This window comes from Bacteroides sp. AF32-8BH, assembly GCF_003435205.1.
GTDB lineage: Bacteria > Bacteroidota > Bacteroidia > Bacteroidales > Bacteroidaceae > Bacteroides > Bacteroides ovatus.
In genome coordinates this window covers 208,736-229,385 of the sequence record NZ_QVLZ01000006.1, presented here as the reverse complement: position 1 = coordinate 229,385, position 20,650 = coordinate 208,736, and the positions used below count along the sequence as shown (strand labels likewise).

Annotated in this window: 11 protein-coding genes; 2 read left to right on the top strand and 9 right to left on the bottom strand. The window is 43.3% G+C overall.

Going from position 1 to position 20,650, the window contains the following annotated elements; genetic code table 11:
• Together DWZ47_RS06200 and DWZ47_RS06195 are read right to left on the bottom strand one after the other, a co-directional pair.
• On the bottom strand, window positions 1-1,368 hold a 1,368-nt coding region (locus DWZ47_RS06200), incomplete at its 3' end, for a BNR repeat-containing protein (protein ID WP_117512571.1).
• Between the two features lie 49 nt (window positions 1,369-1,417).
• On the bottom strand, window positions 1,418-3,418 hold the full coding sequence (locus DWZ47_RS06195; protein ID WP_117512570.1) for a DUF2264 domain-containing protein: 2,001 nt from the start codon (window positions 3,416-3,418) through the stop codon (window positions 1,418-1,420).
• Between the two features lie 206 nt (window positions 3,419-3,624).
• On the opposite strand from DWZ47_RS06195, the gene DWZ47_RS06190 reads away from it, so the two are divergent.
• Together DWZ47_RS06190 and DWZ47_RS06185 are read left to right on the top strand one after the other, a co-directional pair.
• A complete protein-coding gene (locus DWZ47_RS06190; RefSeq protein ID WP_117512569.1) occupies window positions 3,625-6,216 on the top strand; it encodes a helix-turn-helix domain-containing protein in 2,592 nt (863 codons plus the stop codon).
• An 82-nt stretch (window positions 6,217-6,298) separates the two neighbouring features.
• Window positions 6,299-8,779, top strand: coding sequence for a glycoside hydrolase family 31 protein (locus DWZ47_RS06185; protein ID WP_117512568.1), 2,481 nt, complete (start codon window positions 6,299-6,301; stop codon window positions 8,777-8,779).
• Window positions 8,780-9,583: 804 nt separating this feature from the next.
• Here DWZ47_RS06185 and DWZ47_RS06180 read toward each other — a convergent pair.
• From DWZ47_RS06180 to folP, 7 genes are all read right to left on the bottom strand, one after another.
• Complete coding sequence (locus DWZ47_RS06180) at window positions 9,584-10,444, bottom strand: TonB family protein (RefSeq protein ID WP_008776461.1); 861 nt, start codon at window positions 10,442-10,444, stop codon at window positions 9,584-9,586.
• A 208-nt stretch (window positions 10,445-10,652) separates the two neighbouring features.
• Window positions 10,653-12,599: a glycoside hydrolase family 97 protein gene (locus DWZ47_RS06175; protein WP_117512567.1), complete on the bottom strand. Its 1,947-nt coding sequence runs from the start codon at window positions 12,597-12,599 to the stop codon at window positions 10,653-10,655.
• A gap of 35 nt (window positions 12,600-12,634) precedes the next feature.
• Window positions 12,635-15,100 (bottom strand): alpha-L-arabinofuranosidase C-terminal domain-containing protein, encoded by a 2,466-nt coding sequence (locus DWZ47_RS06170; RefSeq protein WP_117512566.1) that lies wholly within the window; start codon window positions 15,098-15,100, stop codon window positions 12,635-12,637.
• 320 nt (window positions 15,101-15,420) lie between these two features.
• Complete coding sequence (locus DWZ47_RS06165) at window positions 15,421-16,398, bottom strand: glycoside hydrolase family 43 protein (RefSeq protein ID WP_032849593.1); 978 nt, start codon at window positions 16,396-16,398, stop codon at window positions 15,421-15,423.
• Window positions 16,399-16,443: 45 nt separating this feature from the next.
• Complete coding sequence (locus DWZ47_RS06160) at window positions 16,444-18,780, bottom strand: beta-galactosidase (RefSeq protein WP_117512565.1); 2,337 nt, start codon at window positions 18,778-18,780, stop codon at window positions 16,444-16,446.
• A 205-nt stretch (window positions 18,781-18,985) separates the two neighbouring features.
• Window positions 18,986-19,750, bottom strand: a complete 765-nt coding sequence (gene cdaA / locus DWZ47_RS06155; protein ID WP_004309664.1) for a diadenylate cyclase CdaA — start codon at window positions 19,748-19,750, stop codon at window positions 18,986-18,988.
• A gap of 11 nt (window positions 19,751-19,761) precedes the next feature.
• A complete protein-coding gene (gene folP / locus DWZ47_RS06150) occupies window positions 19,762-20,628 on the bottom strand; it encodes a dihydropteroate synthase (protein WP_182281629.1) in 867 nt (288 codons plus the stop codon).
• Between the last annotated feature and the right edge of the window lie 22 nt (window positions 20,629-20,650).

The window sequence follows — 20,650 nt, the reverse complement described above, 5'->3', positions numbered from 1 at the left end:
GCAGAACTGTAAAATATAAAAGAGGTTGTGCCAACGTTTTGACACAACCTCTTGTGGATGTTGTAAACTGACAATCCAATCATAATAGTTGCCATACATCCAAGTCAGCCGCAATGGGGTACCCTCTGAAGCCGGTATCATATAAGGACGGACATTATTCAGTTGCGAGTCTTTTGTGACTGCCTCCTTAGAAATAACCTCTCCATCTTCACTCATGATAAATCTTACAATCTCATACACCTTACCATATTTTCCCTCTACCAGTAATGAGCAATATACCTCATTAACATTCGACGGATCGATAGCCATACCGGCACTATAACACTTTTCTAAATTCGGCGTCTGATGAAAATGTCCACCGGCATTAATAAGAAAAGTCTTTTTCCACTCGTGTCCGTTCCATTTTGCATAGTAATAATCATGAGATTCTTTATTATCGCTGATACGTACCATTGCTATCACCGGATTTCCGTTCCTGTCCGAAGCTATTTGCCATACCCAGTCACGTTCAGAAGGATTATCCACTACCGTAGACGGGTATTGTTTCGCATAATCACCTGTCTTGTTCACCTTAAATGTGCCGTCGGCAATAGTAGAAAGTACGGTTCCCCTGACATCAGTCAACTGCAATGTTTTGATATCGATATAATTAAAATAAAGGAAGTTGGGAAGTTCATTATCCGGATGTCCCGTGGTGTAAGTCAAATAAATCTTATCTTTCCCGTTAGACATGTATTTCGCATACGGACGGGCGCCGGTAGATTGTACGATTTGATACGGTCCCCATACTACATCCACCTCATCTTTGTCGTCCGGTAATGAAAGCTTGGCAATAGTCGGATGCCAACCGATTCCACGCCAGCATAAATAAATATGTTCAGGATCATCCGACAGAATAAACGGAGAAGGATAAGTCGTATTATTTTTTGTTTCAATCCTCTTTTCTTCACCTAAAGTAGTAATATCCCCCGGTATTCGGGAGACTCTGTAATAAAAACAAGGTTCATCCGTATGTCTTGAATAGAAAATCATGATTCTTTCATCGGGCAATACAAGAAAAGTGGGATTGTTATGATCGTCCGGCTGAAAATACGAACGGATCAATACTTCTTCCTGTTCCTTCTTTTGAAAGTCATACTGCATCGCCTTTATATTACCATGAATATCGATGTAACCGATATATGTCTTATTTATAGTTCCCTCCTTGTTTTCATAATGCAAGGCTCTCGGATCGGCAAACCAACACCAAGCTCCTTCAGCTGCAACTTGATACCCGCCGCCAGTAGGATTATTTTCTACATTTTGGGCATTCAAATGAAAGCTACACAGATATAAAACGACAAAAATCCAAACAATCTTCTCTTTCATGATAGCAATATGTTTCTTAATTAAATATCAGTTACTTGAATGGGATTCATTACTCAAACGAAATAGTTTTTATTTCACCGTTTGATAAACAAACCGTCACCTGTTTCTTATCCTCTGACACATGGACAGATTTCACCGGTGTCAGCTCTTTTGAAGTAAAACCTCTTTTCTCATTCTTCTTCCATAATTGAAGTGTCACATATATTTTTTCACCGGATAACTGATCGGAAACCATATTTAATGCACATTTCTCACTTACAGGATGCACTCCCTCCGGATATACCGTATATGTTTTCTCCCAACCTGTCAATGGTATCATTGCCAATTCATATTTTCCGTTAGAGAGTACCGGAATATTCTGTTTACCCACCTTACAACCTGTTTCCTTTATATCGGAATCCAGACGAGGCAGGGAATAATGTCCCAAACAGATCTCCGTCGGCTCTGAAACGGAAACTTTATCTATCCGCAAGATTCCATCCGGCAGCGGAACATCCGCCAACTGATACTTCACAGTGCTATCCGTTTCGAGCACAGCGTCACGACGATAAATTCCATTTTCGAAACTTTTGAACGTATACAACCGCAACACTTCCCATTCCCCTTTTTTATTCCTTGTTCCATAATTCATGGAAATCTCCCCATTCTTCCCATCTGCCATCCAGGGGAACTCTGTATGGTAAGCCAGTTTATTATAATTTTCGGTACTCCGGAATTTCTGCCAATCTTTTGCCACAGTCTCATGACACCATGAACGCATTTCAGATCCGCCACAATTCGGGTAATTGGTTATCAATAGATTAGTTCCCTGCTGGAACTTATTATACACTTCCCCTTTTTTCAGTTCTTTCTCCCAAGGACCGTTATTTTCTGTAGCCGACCAATAGTTAGAGTTTTCCGGCAACAACAAACTAAGAAAAGCTTTTCCGCACCAATAAACACTACCCCGGCAACTATAAATCTGAACAGCAGGAGCAAAAGGTCCGTAGAAACCCATTGTCGGAACACCATCTTCCAGAAATTCCGGACGTTCTAAAAATTGCAACAACGTAGAAGAAGCTATCCTTCTCATCCATCCATAATTCACATTACCACTTTTGTCATATTCATACAAAGACAAAGGAGCAGTAACGGCAAAACGATAACAAATACTCCGTCCCCACATATTCATCCTGCCATCACGGCTGAACAGAAATGGATAATTATCAACCATGTCATGCTGATTTTCCATAAACTGCCTTGCATATTGAGGGTATTGTTTCTTCCCGAACATTTCCGCCCAAATAGGTCCGTAAGTCTGATAAGCCCACGCACTATAATAGTCATAAGCCGGAGCGTCATTGTACCAGCCTTCGCCCCGATAGCGTGCGAGAAGTTTTTGCAGGTTCGACTCCAGATAGCTTTCATTCACGGCATATCCCTGATCTTTCAGAAAACTCAAGATAAAGACATTGAAAAACATCCAGTTGGAACCAATAGTCGGTCCCTCTCCATAACTCAACATGGTAGCAGCCAGTGAATCTTTCTGTTTCTTAGTGAGAGGATTCCATAACACTTCCTGTGCAGCTTTCATCGAGATTGCCAAAGAGCCCAGTTCCAACAATGTCTGACTGGGACCTCCCGTACGATGCGGAATATAGCTCCTACTTTCAGGGTTAGAGATATTTATCAGTTGATAACGATAATAGTCTGCCACTTTTATCCCGTTCATCTCCAGTTCTGGATTATCTTTCAAAAGAGGAGCAGCTACAAATAGAGTCCGTGCCAGACCTTCCAGCTTTGCTACCGGAATTTCTCCCGTATTTCTCGGATATGTTTTATCCAGCTGTTTCGGAAAATACATTTGATCGTCTAATGTATGTATATAGTTAAATGCACCTTTTAATAAATACTCGCCTGCCTGTATCCAGTGCTGACGAGTCATTCCCGTATAAGGGCTTTTCTGATAATCCGGCTGCCAGACGGTGAATATGTTTTCCTGCGCAAAGACCACAGAGAGTTTTAATGATAAAATAGCAAACAATAAAAATAATGCAAATATTGCTTTCATGGTAATGATATGTTTATAATGTCAGATTCATCGCAAAAGTAAAGCTTTATATACAAACATTCGTCTGAATATCATTCATAAAAGCCCAAAATTAAGTCAAGATGCCACTTTTTATCAGCTGAATGATAAATAACTGCCTTTAACAGATAGAAAAGTCGTGCTTCATAAGCCGACTTTTTTTATCTTTGTAATCTTGAAACATAGCCATGACTACCAATAGTTTGAGAAACATACGGATTCTGCTCTGCTTATTTTTCTGTTTCAGGATGACACCGTTCATATATGCCGGTGAATTCCTGTTCACCACCATCAATGCGTCGCAAGGATTGAGTGATAACCAAATACGTTATATCCTCCAGTTGCCCGACGGAAGAATGGTATTCACCACCAGCGGTAATGTAAATCTATACGACGGTGTACATTTCAGCTATCTTCACCGCACCACGGAATACGTATATCCATTAAACCAATATAACGGGCATTACCGCATTTACCAGAGTGGGGATTCTCTGTTATGGATTAAAGATACTCACAAACTGATGTGCATTGACCTGTACAGAGAGGAATACATTCCTGATTTAGATGCTTACTTTAAGAACAGAGAGATACAAGCCCCCGTAGAAGACCTTTTTGTAGACGATTCAGGACACATCTGGCTACTCATAGCTAACGAATTACTGGAATTAAACAACAAGACCCGTATAACCTTGCCCGGCAAGTATTCCGGGAAATTGCAGGACCTGAATGCCGACAGTACCTCCCTATATTTATTCTATGACACAGGCGAAGTGTCCTGTTACCACATAGCCGACCAAAAAACCGTATACAACATAGCCGCTTATCCTGCATCCGAACAGGCTGAATATCAAAATACTTCTCTCGTCGTCAAAAGCGCAGACGGCTTCTATCAACTACGCAACGGGCGTAAAGGCGGTTTATTCTATTTCAATAGCCACAAGCGCACATGGAAAAAACTCTTCGAACAGAACTATACTCTCAACACCCTTATCATTACCCCTAATGGTGAGAAAGCCTATATCAGTTGCGTTCACGGGTTTTGGATGATTGACCTCCACACAGGAACACAAAAATACATCCCCCTATTGGAAACCGGAAACGGACAGATTGTCTCTACCGAAATCAGCACTGTCTTTCAAGACCGACAAGGAGGGTTATGGCTCGGAACTTTCAATCGGGGATTATTATATCATCACCCGTCCATGCATAAACTGACTCATATAGGTCGCAATGCATTTCCCGTCTCCCCGGAAGAAGAAATCAATATTGAATCTTTCGCCGAAGATAAAGATGGAAATATCTATCTGAAAGCTCATTCCCGAATTTATCGACTGACAGCTAATGAACAAAAATCCTATGTATTAAAGTCAGCAGCTATCCCGTCTGTCTCTCCTGAAATACTGAATCGGTTGAACCCCAACAAGAACCATCATTTCAAAAATAAAGTATACAATACATTATATACCGACACACGCGGATGGACATGGGCAGGAACTCCTGACGGACTGGAACTTTTTACCAGCGAAAACGACTCTGCCCCACGTATCTTCTATCGTGAAAACGGATTGAGCAATAACTTTATCCAGGGCATTATTGAGGACAAATATCGAGACATCTGGGTAACGACCAGTAACGGTGTCACACGCATCCACATAAATCCGGAGAATAAGAACATCAGTTTCACCCGGTTCAATCAGTTGGACGGTGCTTTGGACGGCGAATACATAAAAGATGCCGTATTCAGTTCTTCCGACGGTACTCTCTATCTGGGTGGTATTGATGGCTTTAGCATATTCCATCCCGACAAGGACTCCATTCATCCGATGCTTCCTGATCCGCCGGTTTTCACAGCCTTACGCTTGTATGGAGAGAAAGTGAATACTGGAAAAGAATATGGCAACCGCATCATCCTGTCCAAGGCTGCTCCTTATACAACCGAAATCGAACTGGACTATAACCAAAACTTCCTGACTTTCGAATTTTCGGCATTGAATTATATCAATCATGAACGCACATACTACCGTTATCAACTGGAAGGTATCGACCCGCAATGGATGAGTACATTTGCAGGAAGACAGGGAAATGCGACTGTAGGGAAAGGTCTTCTTCAAGCTGTTTACACCAATTTACCACCGGGAGATTATACATTCAAAGTCATGGCCTCGGACAATCCTCTTCAGTGGAACGGCAAAGTGACAGCAATAAAATTAACCATCCATGCACCGTGGTGGAAAACAACCACGGCTTATATCCTGTATGCAGTCATTTTATTACTGATTGCTTTCACCGGTAGCCGATTGTATATCTATTGGAGCAGAAAGGAAATGGAACGCAAGCATAAAGAAGAGATTCTATTACTCCGTATCCGCAACCTGATCGAACAAAATAATTCTCTAACCTGTGGCATAGAAGAAACGTCTCCCGACCATCAGCAACAGGACACAGAAGAATCTGCATTTCTGGCACAAGCCATCAAACTGGTGGAACAGAATCTGCACGTCAATGGCTATTCGGTGGAGCAACTAAGCCGCGACCTCTGTATGGAGCGAACGGGATTATACCGCAAACTGGTGACTATGCTCGATCAGTCTCCCAGCCTCTTTATCCGTAACATTCGTCTGCAACGGGCAGCACAACTGATAACAGAGGGCAAGCTAAGTATTACAGAAATTGCGGAACACACAGGTTTTTGCAGTTCCAGTTATTTAAGCAAATGTTTTCAGGAAATGTATGGATGCCGCCCGTCAGAATATGCCGAAAAAGCGAAGAAATCAACGTGATTACTGTTTGTTTCAACCTGATTGTTGTCCGTTTTGCTTGCCTCTGCCCTACTTTTGCTGCATCATAAAGTACTTAAAAACCATGAAAATGAATCTTATTAGAAAAGCCGGTTTCTTGCTTGTATGTGCAACAATGGTTGCAGCAGGCAATGGTACAGCACAAAATGTACAGCGTACCTCACAAGGCATCAAGTGTGCCACACAGGGGATGGATGTCAACGTAGAGTTTTATTCACCCTCCATTGTCAGGGTTTATAAGACGCCCAGTCAGAAATCTTGCAATAAAGAAAGTCTGGTCATTGTCAAAACGCCCGAGACAACTCCTGTTTCTTTCGGTGAAAAGGGGAAAAATGTGACATTAAGCAGCCGTCTTATCCAAGTGGAAGTGAACCCGGAGACTGGTGGTATCCATTTTTTCGATTCGTCCGGCCAACGTCTGTTGACGGACAAGGATTACGGAACACAATTCACTCCTTTCAATGATGCAGGTGTTCCGTCTTTCAATGTCCGCCAGGCTTTTTTGCTGGATAAAGACGAAGTAATCTACGGTTTGGGACAGCAGCAGACGGGTAAAGTGAACCAACGCAATCAGAAACTGTTTCTCCGCAATCAAAATATGAGTATCTGCATTCCATTCATTCATTCCGTCAAGGGATATGCCCTTTATTGGGATAATTACTCTCCTACTACTTTCCTCGACAATCCGCAAGAGATGTCGTTCGACTCGGAAGTAGGCGATTGCGCTGATTATTATTTCATTTACGGCGGCAATGCGGGCGGTGTAATAGCCGGAGTGCGCGAGCTGACCGGTCAGGCCCCGCTCTATCCGCTCTGGACACTGGGATTCTGGCAATGCCGCGAACGCTATAAAAGTCCGGACGAACTCTGCGAAGTAGTAGATAAGTACCGTGAACTGAAAGTACCTTTGGACGGTATCATCCAAGACTGGCAATATTGGGGATGCAACGAAAACTGGAACTCGATGAAATTCCAAAACCCACGCTATATCAACAAAATGGGTGATCCGGAATACATGAAATTCCTCCCGAACGGAGAAGACAGAAATGCTAATTATGGAACGCTACGCATCAAAAGTCCGAAAGAAATGATCGACTATGTACATAAACAGAATGCACATATCATGATTTCAGTATGGGCCTCGTTCGGTCCGTGGACAGAGATGTACCAGAAAATGGATAGCCTGAAAGCATTGCTTCACTTCGAGACATGGCCTCCCAAAGCCGGAGTAAAACCTTACGACCCGTTCAATCCGACAGCACGCGATATGTATTGGGCAGAAATGAAAAAGAACATCTTCGATCTCAGTATGGATGGTTGGTGGCTCGACTCTACCGAGCCGGATCATCTGGAAATCAAGGACAAAGATTTCGACACCCCCACTTATCTAGGTTCATTCCGCAGAGTGCACAACGCTTTCCCTTTGATGTCCAACAAGGGTGTATACGAACATCAACGTGCTACCACTTCCGACAAGCGGGTATTCCTGCTCACACGTTCGTCTTTCCTAGGACAGCAACGTTATGCGTCACATTCATGGAGCGGTGATGTAGTCTCTACCTGGGAAGTGATGAAGAAACAACTGGCGGCAGGACTAAATTACTCACTATGCGGCATACCATACTGGAATACCGACCTAGGCGGCTTCTTCGCACGGAAATATAACAATAATGTACACAATATCGCTTATCATGAATTGCACGTGCGCTGGTATCAGTGGGGAGCATTCCAGCCGATCATGCGTTCACACAATTCCAGTCCGGTAGCTGTGGAAATATACCAGTTCGGCAAGAAAGGAGACTGGGCTTATGACGCACTCGAAAAATATACTCACCTGCGCTATCGCCTTTTGCCCTATCTCTACAGCACTTCATGGGAAGTTACCAACAAAGCGGGCAGTATCATCCGACCACTCATGATGGATTTTCCTAAAGATAAGAAAGTACTCGAGATGGATACAGAGTATATGTTTGGCCGTAATTTCCTTGTCCGCCCCGTAACTGATTCGCTTTATACATGGCAGGACGACAAACAGAACGGCTATCAGAAGAATATGAATAAGATAGGAAAGACAGATGTTTATCTACCCGCAGGTGCCCAATGGATTGATTTCTGGACCGGGAAAAGCCTGAAAGGCGGACAAACCATCCAGCGTGAAGTGCCTATCGACATCATGCCTGTCTATGTCCGTGCTGGTTCTATCCTACCCTGGGGACCGGCTGTACAATATTCCACCGAAAAGAAATGGGATAATCTGACACTTCGCATTTATCCGGGCGCCGACGCTGAATTGACTCTTTACGAAGATGAGTTCGACAACTACAATTACGAAAAGGGAGCATACACTACCATTGCCATGAAATGGAATGATAAAGACCGTACCCTGACGATTAACGACCGGCAAGGTAACTACAAAGGAATGCTGAAAAATCGTAAATTCAACATTATCATTGTAGAACCGGGAAAAGGTTGTGGTGACGGTGATGCTACGACATTCGATCAATCTGTTTCTTATAGGGGAAAGAGAGTAGACTTAAAATTATAAAGTTTCAACTTTATTCCCACCATCTCACACTGGGGAAATAAACAGTAACCAATCGGTAAATTTCCCTCTAACACCTGTTTTTCAATTTTACAAGTACAGCCTTCACCCTTCACAATGCCCTATTCATCGGCATTAGCGGGTGAAGGCTGCTCTTTCATCCGCCTTTCACCCTCCGTTTTCTTAACCCTGTATAATTCTTCTCCACCTGTTACTTCTAAAAACATATCTAACCTGTTTCCCACTCATTACTAACTAACTTCTTTTTCATTAATAACAAACTTTCTTTTGATTACTGGTAAACTTCTTATTACCAGTATGTAAACTTGTTTTTCATTAAATGCAATCTATAATTGCAAGTTGCGTTTATAAAAACAAAAGCTTTGATTATATAAATGCAAGTTTCATTTATATAATCAAAGCTTGCATTTATAGTTTTCTTATGATGCAAAGAAAGTTTGGTTCCTATACAAAGGAAGTTTATCCCTTATAGAAAAGAAGTTTTCCTATAATAGTCTGGAAGCTATCTGCTAACACTTCTTCTGCCAACTATAGATAAAAGATTTAGCAGACTAGACAATCTGTGAAAACCAGGGTAGAAAGGTGAAAGGAAAGTGAAAGCCTGCCCTTCACCCGCTAATGCCGATGAATAGGGCATTGTGAAAGGTGAAGGGTATTTTCTTGAATTTCCATAAGATCCCGCAACGATTCAAAACGAAACTTTCCGGGAACTATCGTTTCAAATAAGTCTTCTAAAACGAATGTACTCTTCCTTCAACAATGGCAAATCTATACAGAGAGAAATTATCAATCAGCCATTATCTTCACATCAGGCGACGGAACACGGAACCAATACTCCACCCATCGTTTTTCTTTATCGGGCATTGAGAACGATAACTTAATCAGATTGTCGTGGAGACGTTCAACACTAATTTCATTCTCTGTTCCCGGAACGAAAACAGGATCGGACGATTTTCCCAATATCTCGACATACACGCTGTCTGAAGGCAAACGATACTCTCCCTGGGAAAATATAATGGCATTCGATTTCGCATCCCTGCCACGTGTCATGATGTTTATAAATGTTTTATCGGCAGAAATTACTTTTAAGACCGGTAATAATGCAATCCGAAAATCATGTGCACCGGGCTGCACAAGACAGCTTTGCCATACTCCCTCCAGACTCTTATTAGTGACTTCCTGACCGCTAGGGACAGTAAGTTCAGGAATATTCATATTCGGAGTATTGCCATTTTGCTTTTTCGACAGGCTAAACATTACAGGAATAGTGAAACGCACTTTGACAGCCTTGCCATCCGCCATTCCGGGTGACCATTTAGGCATTGTTTTCACCACGCGCAAAGCCTCTTCATCCAACAGCGGATCAACTCCTCTCACTACCTTTCCCTGTCCCGGTGTTCCATCTTCCATCACTACGAACTGGATAATCACCCGACCGGAAACTCCTTTCTTCTGGGCTTCGACAGGGTATTTTACGTTAGTTGCCAAGTATTTCATCATGGCTTGCATGCCTCCCGGAAACTTCGGCATCTCATCGGGAATTAAATAAACTCCCTCACTATCTATTCTGGGGACTGACTCTTTCTGTGCAAACAATGGCAAACACAGAAACAACACTATGAAAAGACTTACTAGTTTTGTATGCATGGTTTTCCGTTTTAAGGTTGAACAATAAACGAAGATAACATCTTTACGCTAAAAGACCAACAAAAAAATCGTTTATTTTCCTCATACACAGCAGTTATTTATTGCACAATAAATACTGTTGCCACCAAGCCACAAGTAAATAACAAATAAAAATGTGAGTTCGGGATAAGGGTATTTATCCCGAACTCACATCCAAAAGAAATATCATCTAGTTGTTCACCAATACAACACCTCCCTGTGGAAGGATTTCCAGTTGCACTTTTCCGCTTTCTTTTACTTTCAACGTCACAAGTTGAGGTTCTCCTTTTTTATCATCCTTATACAGAGAAACGGTTTTTCCGGCAAACATATCTAAATCCAGTTTCAACTTTACGATTTCTTTCCCGGCATTCACAGCAGCCAGATACCAGGTGTCACCGTGGCGACGTGCCAAGACTACATATTTTCCCGGATATCCGTCAATGAAACGTGTTTCATCCCACGTGGTAGGAACCGTTTTCATATAGTCCACACAAACAGGGAAAACATCTTTCAGGTTGTTGGGAGCAAGCGCAAAATTCTGTACCGGATTCTGGAATAATACGGTAGTGGCTAATTGAAATATATCAGTAGTACGGCGGGTAGTTCCTCCGTCATTGTTGCGATTCAGCCGTTTGTTCAGGAAACAACCACCGAATTCCATGCAACCCACCGCGTTGCGGATAAACGGATGCAGACAGGCATTGAAAGCCTCTTCATCACAGAAGTGCTGGCCGAAAACCATATTTTCGGAGGCCAGTACAGCCTCGCTGCCTACATAGTTCGGGTACATACGTTCCCATCCGCGAGGGATGGTGCAACCGTGGAAGATTACCATCAGACCGTGGTCGTCAGCATCACTCAAAATATCTTCATACAGGCGCATCGTTTCCTGCTTGTCGCCACCAAAGAAATCAACTTTGATTCCTTTCACTCCAAGACTTTGCAACCATTTCATTTCACGTTTGCGGATAATAGCATTGTCCATGTGATTCACCGGCCCCTGCTCAATATCATTCCAATAGCCGGAAGAGCTATACCATAAGAAGAGTTCAACTCCTTTGCTTCGTGCGTATTCTATCAAAGATTTCATGCGGTCACGGCCGATGTTCGTATCCCACCAGTTATCGATCAAGGCATACTCATACCCCATTGCAGCTGCAAAATCAATATAGCGCACCTGATCGTCATAGTTAATACTACCATCCTGCCAGAGAATCCAGCTCCATGTGCCGCGTCCGAAACGGTAGTCATGCTTCGTTTCATAAAGAGGACGTACGACATCCCAGATAACGGTTGTTTCCACAATCGGTTTCAAGGTTTCGCCAACAGTTATGGTACGCCAGGGAGTAGCCCCGGGAAGGGCAAACGCCGGAGCAGAAGTTCCGTTACCGTTATTTTCTGCTGCCATCGGGAAAGCAACCGTATACAGATTACCTTCGCTTACATCGCTCAAACGAGAACCGCAATAACGACTGTCTACACCTGTTTCGCTGACTAATACCCAACCATCGTCACCGATACGGAACAGGCAAGGGAACGTGTAGCCATGCCCGTACTGCGAACGGTCACTCATGGGAGCATCTGCCTTATACTCTTCCTCATAACTGGGTTTGGTACGCTTCCAACCTATCATGGCATCGCTTTGCGGACATAAGAAAGTAGTTGTTTGTTGCGGAAAGCGAAAGCCGGTTTCTTCGGCAGTTACCGTTACACTTCCTTTTCCATCCTGACGCGGAAGAGTATAGCGAAAAGCTACATCGTGATTGCTGACACGAAAGACTACATCTATTTTCTGCCCTTTCGAATTCTCAAAATTACAAATCAGTTCGTTTGCCTGATAATGCACTTTGGAGGTTTTAATACGATCCTGATGGTAGACAGTATCGATCGGAGTAACAGCGTGTCCTGTCAGTTTCATCCCTTTTGCAAAGTCACCGATATTCGTATTCATACCCAAAGGAGATTTCTCCAACATTGTCTTTCCATTGTAGGTAATCGAATAACTCGGCTTTTCGGCTGGAGAAGCAGATACAACCAATTGCAGTTTTTCATCCGGCCCTTTCACTACCACTTCCTGTGCTATCAGAGAAGTCAGACAGCAACTAGCCAGCAGGGTACTTATTATCTTCTTCATATTATTTATGTCGTTATTATCTTCACTTTTTTCTGTTATTTCTCATTTGCCTTCTTTATGCGGATCACCGTAAAAGAATAGGCAGGTAATTGATAGTCAAACTTTTCTGCTACTTCCATTGTGTCTTCAACAGGTAGCGGGGTATCGGTCGGTTTGCCGGTCAGTACGGTTCTTTTTGCAGAAGACTGTATAGCACCGATTCCGGAAAGGTCGACATTCGTATTCACCTCTACGGGAAGTAAATTGACCAGCTTCACAATCACGTCGCCACTTGCCGAGTCACGGACAATAGAAGCGGCAATGCGTTTCCGCACTTGATCGTCTCTATTATCAAGAGTGATCTTTGACGGCAAATATTCGTTTCCGGCATTCTGTCCGTAGAGTTTCTGAACATAGTAGCCGGTGGTAGGTTTCACTTCCCGGTTATTGAAGTAAATCAAATCCGGATTCCACTGAGTATGTCCTTCTTTAGCGAGAAGAGGGGCATAGGAAGTCATGTGTACAACATCTCCATTACGTTCCAAGGCAGCAAGATAAAGAGCTTCTGTCAGTGCTGTTTCGATATTCGCCTTTCGTCCCGGTATGTGAGTTGCATATTCGCCCAAGTATACTTTTGTCTTTTTCGAACGATCGTATTTGTCGTAGAAATCCTGGTTGTTCAGGAACCATCCCGGAGTCTGGTAATAATGTTCGTCGACCATCGGAATACCCAGTTTGTCCGCCAGCTTCCATCCTTCCACGTAGTCTGTACCCTCATTGAACGGTCCCACTGTACCGACAACAATCATTTCAGGATATTTTTCTTTGATGGCATTGAAGATCATTGTGAAGCGTTCTTCGAAGATATCAGTGATAAGATCTTCATTTCCGATACCGATGTATTTCAGATTGAAAGGTTTCGGATGCCCGGCTTCGGCACGTACCTTTCCCCATTTGGTCTTCTTAGCGTCACCGTTTGCCCATTCTATCAGATCAAGAATATCCTGAATATAAGCTCCCATTTCGCTCATCGGGATACCACCTTGTTGTCCTCCTCTCAAGTCGCCGTGACAGGCAGAGTTCTGGCAAGGAACACCGGCCGCCAGCACTGGAAGCGGTTCCGCACCAATATCTTCGCAAAACTGGAAATATTCAAAATAACCCAATCCCATGCTTTGATGGTATCCCCAAAGGTTACGCTGTGCTTTTCTTGCTTCCAACGGACCTACTGTATTTTTCCATTGATAAATGTTTTTCAAGCCATCACCATGAGCCACACAGCCACCGGGGAAACGGATGAAACGGGGATGAATATCAGCCAACACTTGAGCCAGATCTTTGCGAAGCCCGTTCTTACGTCCTTTAAATGTATTCTGCGGGAATAGGGAAATCATGTCCAGATTCAATTCACCAACAGATTGAGGGATGATTTCGAGATGAGTGTCCGCAGTAGCTTTAGCAGTTATCACCGCTTTATATGTTTTCCATTGACGGGAAGACACTGTTAGAGAAGTTTCTCCACACACATTTCCTTTTCCATCTACCAGACGAACCTGCAATTTATTTGATTTACCCTGCGGAACCCGGGCGAAGATGGAAAAATCATATTTCTCTCCGGTGTTCAGTGCGATTCCATCAAAACCTGTATTTTCTAATGCAGCTCCCGGTTGTTCTACATTCAGCACGGCATAATGTGGGTTATTGATATGAATAGGGTCGGTAGTATCAATAGTGAAAGTCGTTTTCTCTCCTTTCAGTGCCCAGGAATGAGTGCTGTTCCAGTTCTTATCTCCTTCCCTGTCCGAAGGGTCGTACTCGAAGTCGCGGTTTTGGATAAGTTCTGCATAGAGTCCTCCGTCTGCCGAATAATTGATGTCTTCAAAAAAAGCGCCCAGCAATACATCACTAATGGCTTTTGCGCCTTCCGGTTGTACAGTGACCGTTGCTTTTACAAGCTTCAAACCGGCAAAACGTTCTCCATCCTGTATCGGACGTTCTCCATGTAATGAGTTCCGATATTGATTCCAGCCATAATTTTTATCCAATCCATCCACCAAGGTCCAAACTACCCGGTTGATATTTCCTTTCTGCTCTTCTCCGGCAACAATAGCTTTCACTCTCACTCCGTCAAAATCCGGCGTAGTACGGGGATATTTCTGACTGGTCCAGTTGATTAAATCCTTGGAAGTAGCCTGGCCGTATCCATCATGGTCATTCAGTTTCCAGGTACAAATCCATTCGCCATCGGACGATTGTTTCAAATAAGGATCGAGCATTTTCTTCTGTGATCCCCAGCGGCTATAATCGCACCGGAGATATCCGTAGTTCCGGCCAATTTCAAACCAGTTTTCTTTATCTGTACTCCAGGCAAAACGGAGTCCGCTGCGTCCGTCGTCTCCGGAAGTTGCAAAAGAAAACAGATAAACCGAATCGGGTGTACTCGTCATTTCTTTGATTGCAGCTAAAGTGAGCTGCTGGAACGACAAAAACAAGACAACTAAAAAGAGGAATAATTTTCTCATGGTATATATTGCATTAAGATTATCAATCGCAAAGTTAAGATTTTCATCATTCTAACAAGCGTGTTTCATATAATAATTGGTAATTATACACTTAAAAATATATAAGAAACAAGTAAACAAGGGTAAAATATACACTTTTCCCCATATCGTATACTGTTTTCCTGGATTACAACTAGTTGAATCCATCTTATCAGAATAACTCAAAAGAAAACAAAAGGATGGGAATACTCACTGGGAAGCGAAGATTACCCGCCTGAAAAACAATTGGTTTAACAAATCAGGGACAGGTATTTTTCTCCTGTCCCACGAGATATTTTAGTTCAGAAACCTTCGGGTTTACCATAGACCTTGAAGAGGCGTTTCAACTCTTTTGGGGTAATCGGCATGACAGTGCCATGGCGCGGATGGAAATCCATACTGATAGCATGGTCAATCACTTTGAAATGTTCCAGATCGGAACTTTCGGTAAACTGGTATTTACCTTTCGTATATACATCATACATCAAAATATACTTATCGGAACCAACCAGCGGGAAAATACCCGAACCTTCTACCGGATCCTTCGTCTGCTGTTTATAGTCATCCGATTCTGTCCATTGGCCGGAGGTTAGAGAGGAGGTAGTGGCCTTTTTAATTCCATTTCCATTCCCTTCCGTTTTGTAGAACAAATGATAGAGTCCATCTTTGTAAATAATGTCGCCGTCAATACATGATTTTTTGTTTTCCGGAAGAAACAGTGGCTTCGGTTCTCCTTCTATATCGGTAAAATCTTTGTTGGCATAAGCATAATAAATGATATCGGGACCATTGCCATGTTGCATGGACCAGTAAACCATGTACTTTCCTGCTTCCCTATCATAAATAGTTTGTGGAGCCCACACACGTTTCAGATCCTCCTGATTGGGATATTTTTTCTGGATATTCACGATATTGGAAGTCCAGTGTACAAGGTCTTTTGATTTCAATAATATCATGGCACGGTTAGAACTCCATCCATTGCCGGACACCATATCTGTCACCACCATATAAAATGTCTTCCCATCTTCACAGCGCAAGATATGGGGATCACGTACTCCACCTGTTGAACTAATCACACGGGAATCAAGTACCGGCTGATTTCCATTCAAGGCTTTATAATTATATCCATCGAGGCTAACAGCCATCCGGACGGCTTCTTCACTCATGCGATTGCCGGTGAAGTAAACAAACAGGTAAGCAGATTGCTGGCAATACCCAGTCAACACTCCCACAAATAGGAATGCGAAAAGAATTATATTTTTCTTCATATTCATCATCATTTCAATGCTTTTTCATCCATTGTTTTATTCTTGTCCATTCACTGTTTAGTAGTTGAAATCAGCAGGTTTCACATATACACGATATTCCTTAATCATACCCGGATACCCTTTTTCGGCGCGGGGCAGATAGCGGAAACCGGTCACATTTTCCACTTTGCTCAAGTCAATTACCAATTGATGAGGATAAGGAACATTGTCCACTGTCATCCAGAAAGTGGATTCCTGCAAGTCGAATATTTTGTCAGCTGTACGGTTGCCACTACGTGTTTCTTCACTATCGGCATAACGAATCTTCCAATGTTCGCGGGATACCGGTTTACTATCAGCTCCCAGGACATCAAACTCTGCTATAGCTGCGATGTTATCATTTGCTTGTGGAGAAAGTGCTTCCAGACAGAAATAACGTCCTTTCACCAGAGTGGCAAATCGCACTTCCTGCCAGCCGTTACCCGGAGTGAAAGCTCCTTCATGGACCACTTTCTCACCCGTCAGTTTCAGTTTTTCTCCATCCTTGCGGTGTGTTTCGGGAGCTTTTTCACGAAGCACATCGAGAATTGGTTTCTTCAAACCTTTGATGGAAGCCCGGGTAGGACCTTTCAAATCCAGAACGAGGATTTCATTCTCTCCTTCTTTCAGCCAGCACCCCGGCATAAAGAGAGTCTGCTGCGGACCGATTTCCCAGAAACGCCCCATTGCATGACCGTTCACCCAGACCATACCTTTTCCCCATGTACTCATATCCAGGAAAGTATCTCCTACTTTATCCAGTGTAAAGGTGCTCTTATAATAGGCAGGCATAGTCGGTAATATCTTTGTATCGCTATATTTCTTATCTTTTATAAAGGAATAATCTACCGGGAAGTTATATACAGTCCAGTTTTTCAATTCCTTAGTCTGGTTACCCGAAATAAGTTCCACCTTTTCAGTGATTCCTTTGCGGTCGTGGATGGATTTGTCAAAGTTAACACGTCCCATTGCTTCCACAAGAATATCCAGTTGTGTGCCTTTTTTCAGCGCGGGCAGGGTCGTTGTAAATTCTCCCTTACGACGGTCCAAGCGTGCCAGCAGTTTACCGTCGGCATATATCTGCGCCCAGTCGTGCACTTCCGTAATTTTCAAAGTGGTGCCTGCAAGAGTCGTTTCGGGCAATGTGGTGCGATACAGAATCGTTCCCCATCCCTGGTTGAATTGTTCCATCGGTTGAATATCCACCGTTTGTTTTGCCTCCGGCAGATTTGAGAAAAGCGGAGCCACTTTATGGAAGTGAAACTCGGGGATTTCAATAACAGGCAGAGCTGCGGGCACTGCGGGCAACGTCTCACCTGCCGGAAGATAGTTTTTCAACAAGTCACGAAGCAAGAAAAACTTGTCGGTCGTCCATCCGGGTTCGCTAATCGGAGCATCATAATCGTATGAGCTGCACATGGCGGAATAAGCCGGGTTGTTCGCACCTCCCCAATGTCCGAAAGTCGTTCCTCCGTGAGTCATATACAGACTGAAAGAGATGTTCCGGTCGAGCATATCCTTGATGCCCTGTACCATATCTTTTGCAGGACGTGTCTCATGTTTGCGTCCCCAGTGGTCGAACCATCCGCTCCAGAACTCGCTACACATCAACGGAGTTTCAGGACGAAGTTCTTTGAGTTTTTTAAATTGCTGGTCGATATTGGCACCTGTTCCAAAGTTCACCGTCCAAATCAGGTCATCGAGCGCGTTATTGGTGAAGTTACTGCTCCAGTCACATTGAAACAGAGGTACATCGGAAAAACCGGATTCACGAACCAGGTCGCGCACGGCAGAGACATAAGGTTTGTCGATTCCATAAGAACCGTATTCATTCTCTACCTGTACCATGATGATATTTCCCCCTTTATTCACTTGCAGCGGAGCCAGTTGCTTACCGACCTCTTTCATAAAGATGCCTACCCGTTCCATATAATAGGGATCGAGCGTACGCAAGGCTATATCTTTTTTCTTCAACAGCCACCAGGGAAGTCCCCCCATCTCCCACTCCGCACATACATACGGACCAGGACGGACAATGACATACATACCGTGTTTCTGTGCCGCACGGCAGAAAGTTGCAATATCATTCTGACCGGAAAAATCGAACTTTCCTTCTTCCTGTTCATGGATATTCCAGAAAATATAAATACAAATAGTATTCATGCCTAATGCCTTGCACATCTCAATGCGATGCTCCCAATAAGCTTGCGGGATGCGGGTGTAATGCAACTCGGCAGCCTTCACCACAAACGGTTTTCCATCCAGCAAGAATGTGTTCTTGCCTGCCTCAAACTTCCGTGCAGTAGTTTGCGCCTGTGCAGTACTAAAGAAAATAACTGTAAAAAGTACCAGTAAAGCAATCAATCTGTTTTTCATGGTTTATTCAAAAATAGAATTTTAATAGTATACGGCAAAGGTAGGCGATTCACCTAAAAAGAAGGGCATAATTATCATTCAAAAAGGGTTGGAAATAAAGCAAAATAGCGCCAAATAGCAGATAAAACAACAATGGTCGGAAGATGAGAGGCATTTTACCATGCTCATCTTCCGACCATTTGTCCGGTATGTGATTACAATAAAATCAGTTTTCTTTTGTCAATAGACTTTCCAGTTCTTCCGCATTCAGGCGGAGGTAGAATTGTCCGCGATAGGCTACGGAGATAGCGCCCGTTTCCTCTGAAACAATAATGGCATGTGCGTCCGACTGTTGAGAGATTCCCATCGCTGCGCGATGCCGCAAGCCAAGTTCTTTCGGTATATTCAAATCATGGGAAACAGGAAGGATACATCCCGCCGCCTTGATACGTTTTTTGCTGATAACCATCGCTCCATCGTGCAACGGGCTATTCTTGAAAAAGATATTCTCGATTAAACGCTGATTGATTGCCGCATCAATCAATTCGCCTGTACGAACGACTTCATCTAAAGGAGTATTATGCTCAATGACAATCAATGCGCCGACTTTTTGTTTCCCCATGCTTAAACAGGCCATTACCACGGGCATGATATCATCGTGCTTCAACGATTCTTTCTTCGATCCGCTAAAGAGACGGGCCAATGCACTGACATGCCGGTGAGATCCCAAAGTCAAAAGAAAACGGCGTATCTCATCTTGAAAAAGCACAATCAACGCTATTACACCCACATTCATCAATGTGTCGAAAATAGAACCCAACAGTTTCATCTCCAGCACTTGTGTCACCACCAGCCAGATCAGAATAAAAACCAAAATTCCGGTGAATACCTTGATGGAGCCGGAAGCTTTCATCAGTTTGTAGGTATAGTACAAAACAAAAGCTACCAGCAGGATATCGATAAAATCTTTTATGCCAAACTCAAAAAACATGCACCCTCCTCTTATTTGTCATATCCACTCTCTATTTTTAATTTCTCTGTGATCCGGACAGCTTCCACCGCCTCACGCACATCATGTACACGCAGGATGTGCGCTCCTTTCATCAACGCAACAGTGTCCAATACGGTTGTCCCGTTTAATGAATCTTGCGGGGTTCCTCCCAATAATTTATAAATCATTGATTTCCGCGAAACTCCCACTAAAACGGGAAGTTCGAATATGTGGAATTCTTCCAGATGCGCCATCAGTTCATAATTATGCTCCAATGTTTTTCCGAATCCGAATCCCGGATCGAGAATGATATCTTTCACTCCCAAGTCGCGAAGTTGCTGCACTTTACGAGCGAAATACAGGAAAACATCTTTAATCAGGTTATCATAAGACGGTTCTTTCTGCATACTTTGGGGTGTTCCCTTCATATGCATCATAATATAGGGCACTCCCAAGTCGGCTACTGTCTGAAACATCCGGTGATCCATTTCACCGGCAGCTATGTCATTAATCATAGCAACTCCATATTCTTTCACACATTCTTCGGCTACATCAGCCCGGAAAGTATCAACAGAGATAATAGCTTCCGGATGATTATGGTTCAGGATTTCCAGACCGGTACGCAGTCTGTTCATCTCTTCTTCAGCAGAAATATGTTCGGCATTCGGCCGTGAAGAATAGGCGCCTATATCAATTATCGAAGCACCTTCATCAAGTATCTGACGGGCCCGGGCAGCAATGTCCTCTTTGGTCTGCATCCGGCTGCGGGAATAAAAAGAATCGGGAGTTACATTCAATATTCCCATCACCTGCGGAGTAGCAAGATCGAGCAACCGCCCTTTTACATTTATATAAATAGGAGATATAGGTTTCATCATTGACAACATTCCTTTTAGATCG

Coding starts and splice junctions, on each gene's coding strand:
- DWZ47_RS06195 (WP_117512570.1), bottom strand. CDS start 3,418: ATGAAAGCAATATTTGCATTATTTTTATTGTTTGCTATTTTATCATTA.
- DWZ47_RS06190 (WP_117512569.1), top strand. CDS start 3,625: ATGACTACCAATAGTTTGAGAAACATACGGATTCTGCTCTGCTTATTT.
- DWZ47_RS06185 (WP_117512568.1), top strand. CDS start 6,299: ATGAAAATGAATCTTATTAGAAAAGCCGGTTTCTTGCTTGTATGTGCA.
- DWZ47_RS06180 (WP_008776461.1), bottom strand. CDS start 10,444: ATGCATACAAAACTAGTAAGTCTTTTCATAGTGTTGTTTCTGTGTTTG.
- DWZ47_RS06175 (WP_117512567.1), bottom strand. CDS start 12,599: ATGAAGAAGATAATAAGTACCCTGCTGGCTAGTTGCTGTCTGACTTCT.
- DWZ47_RS06170 (WP_117512566.1), bottom strand. CDS start 15,100: ATGAGAAAATTATTCCTCTTTTTAGTTGTCTTGTTTTTGTCGTTCCAG.
- DWZ47_RS06165 (WP_032849593.1), bottom strand. CDS start 16,398: ATGATGATGAATATGAAGAAAAATATAATTCTTTTCGCATTCCTATTT.
- DWZ47_RS06160 (WP_117512565.1), bottom strand. CDS start 18,780: ATGAAAAACAGATTGATTGCTTTACTGGTACTTTTTACAGTTATTTTC.
- cdaA (WP_004309664.1), bottom strand. CDS start 19,750: ATGTTTTTTGAGTTTGGCATAAAAGATTTTATCGATATCCTGCTGGTA.
- folP (WP_182281629.1), bottom strand. CDS start 20,628: ATGATGAAACCTATATCTCCTATTTATATAAATGTAAAAGGGCGGTTG.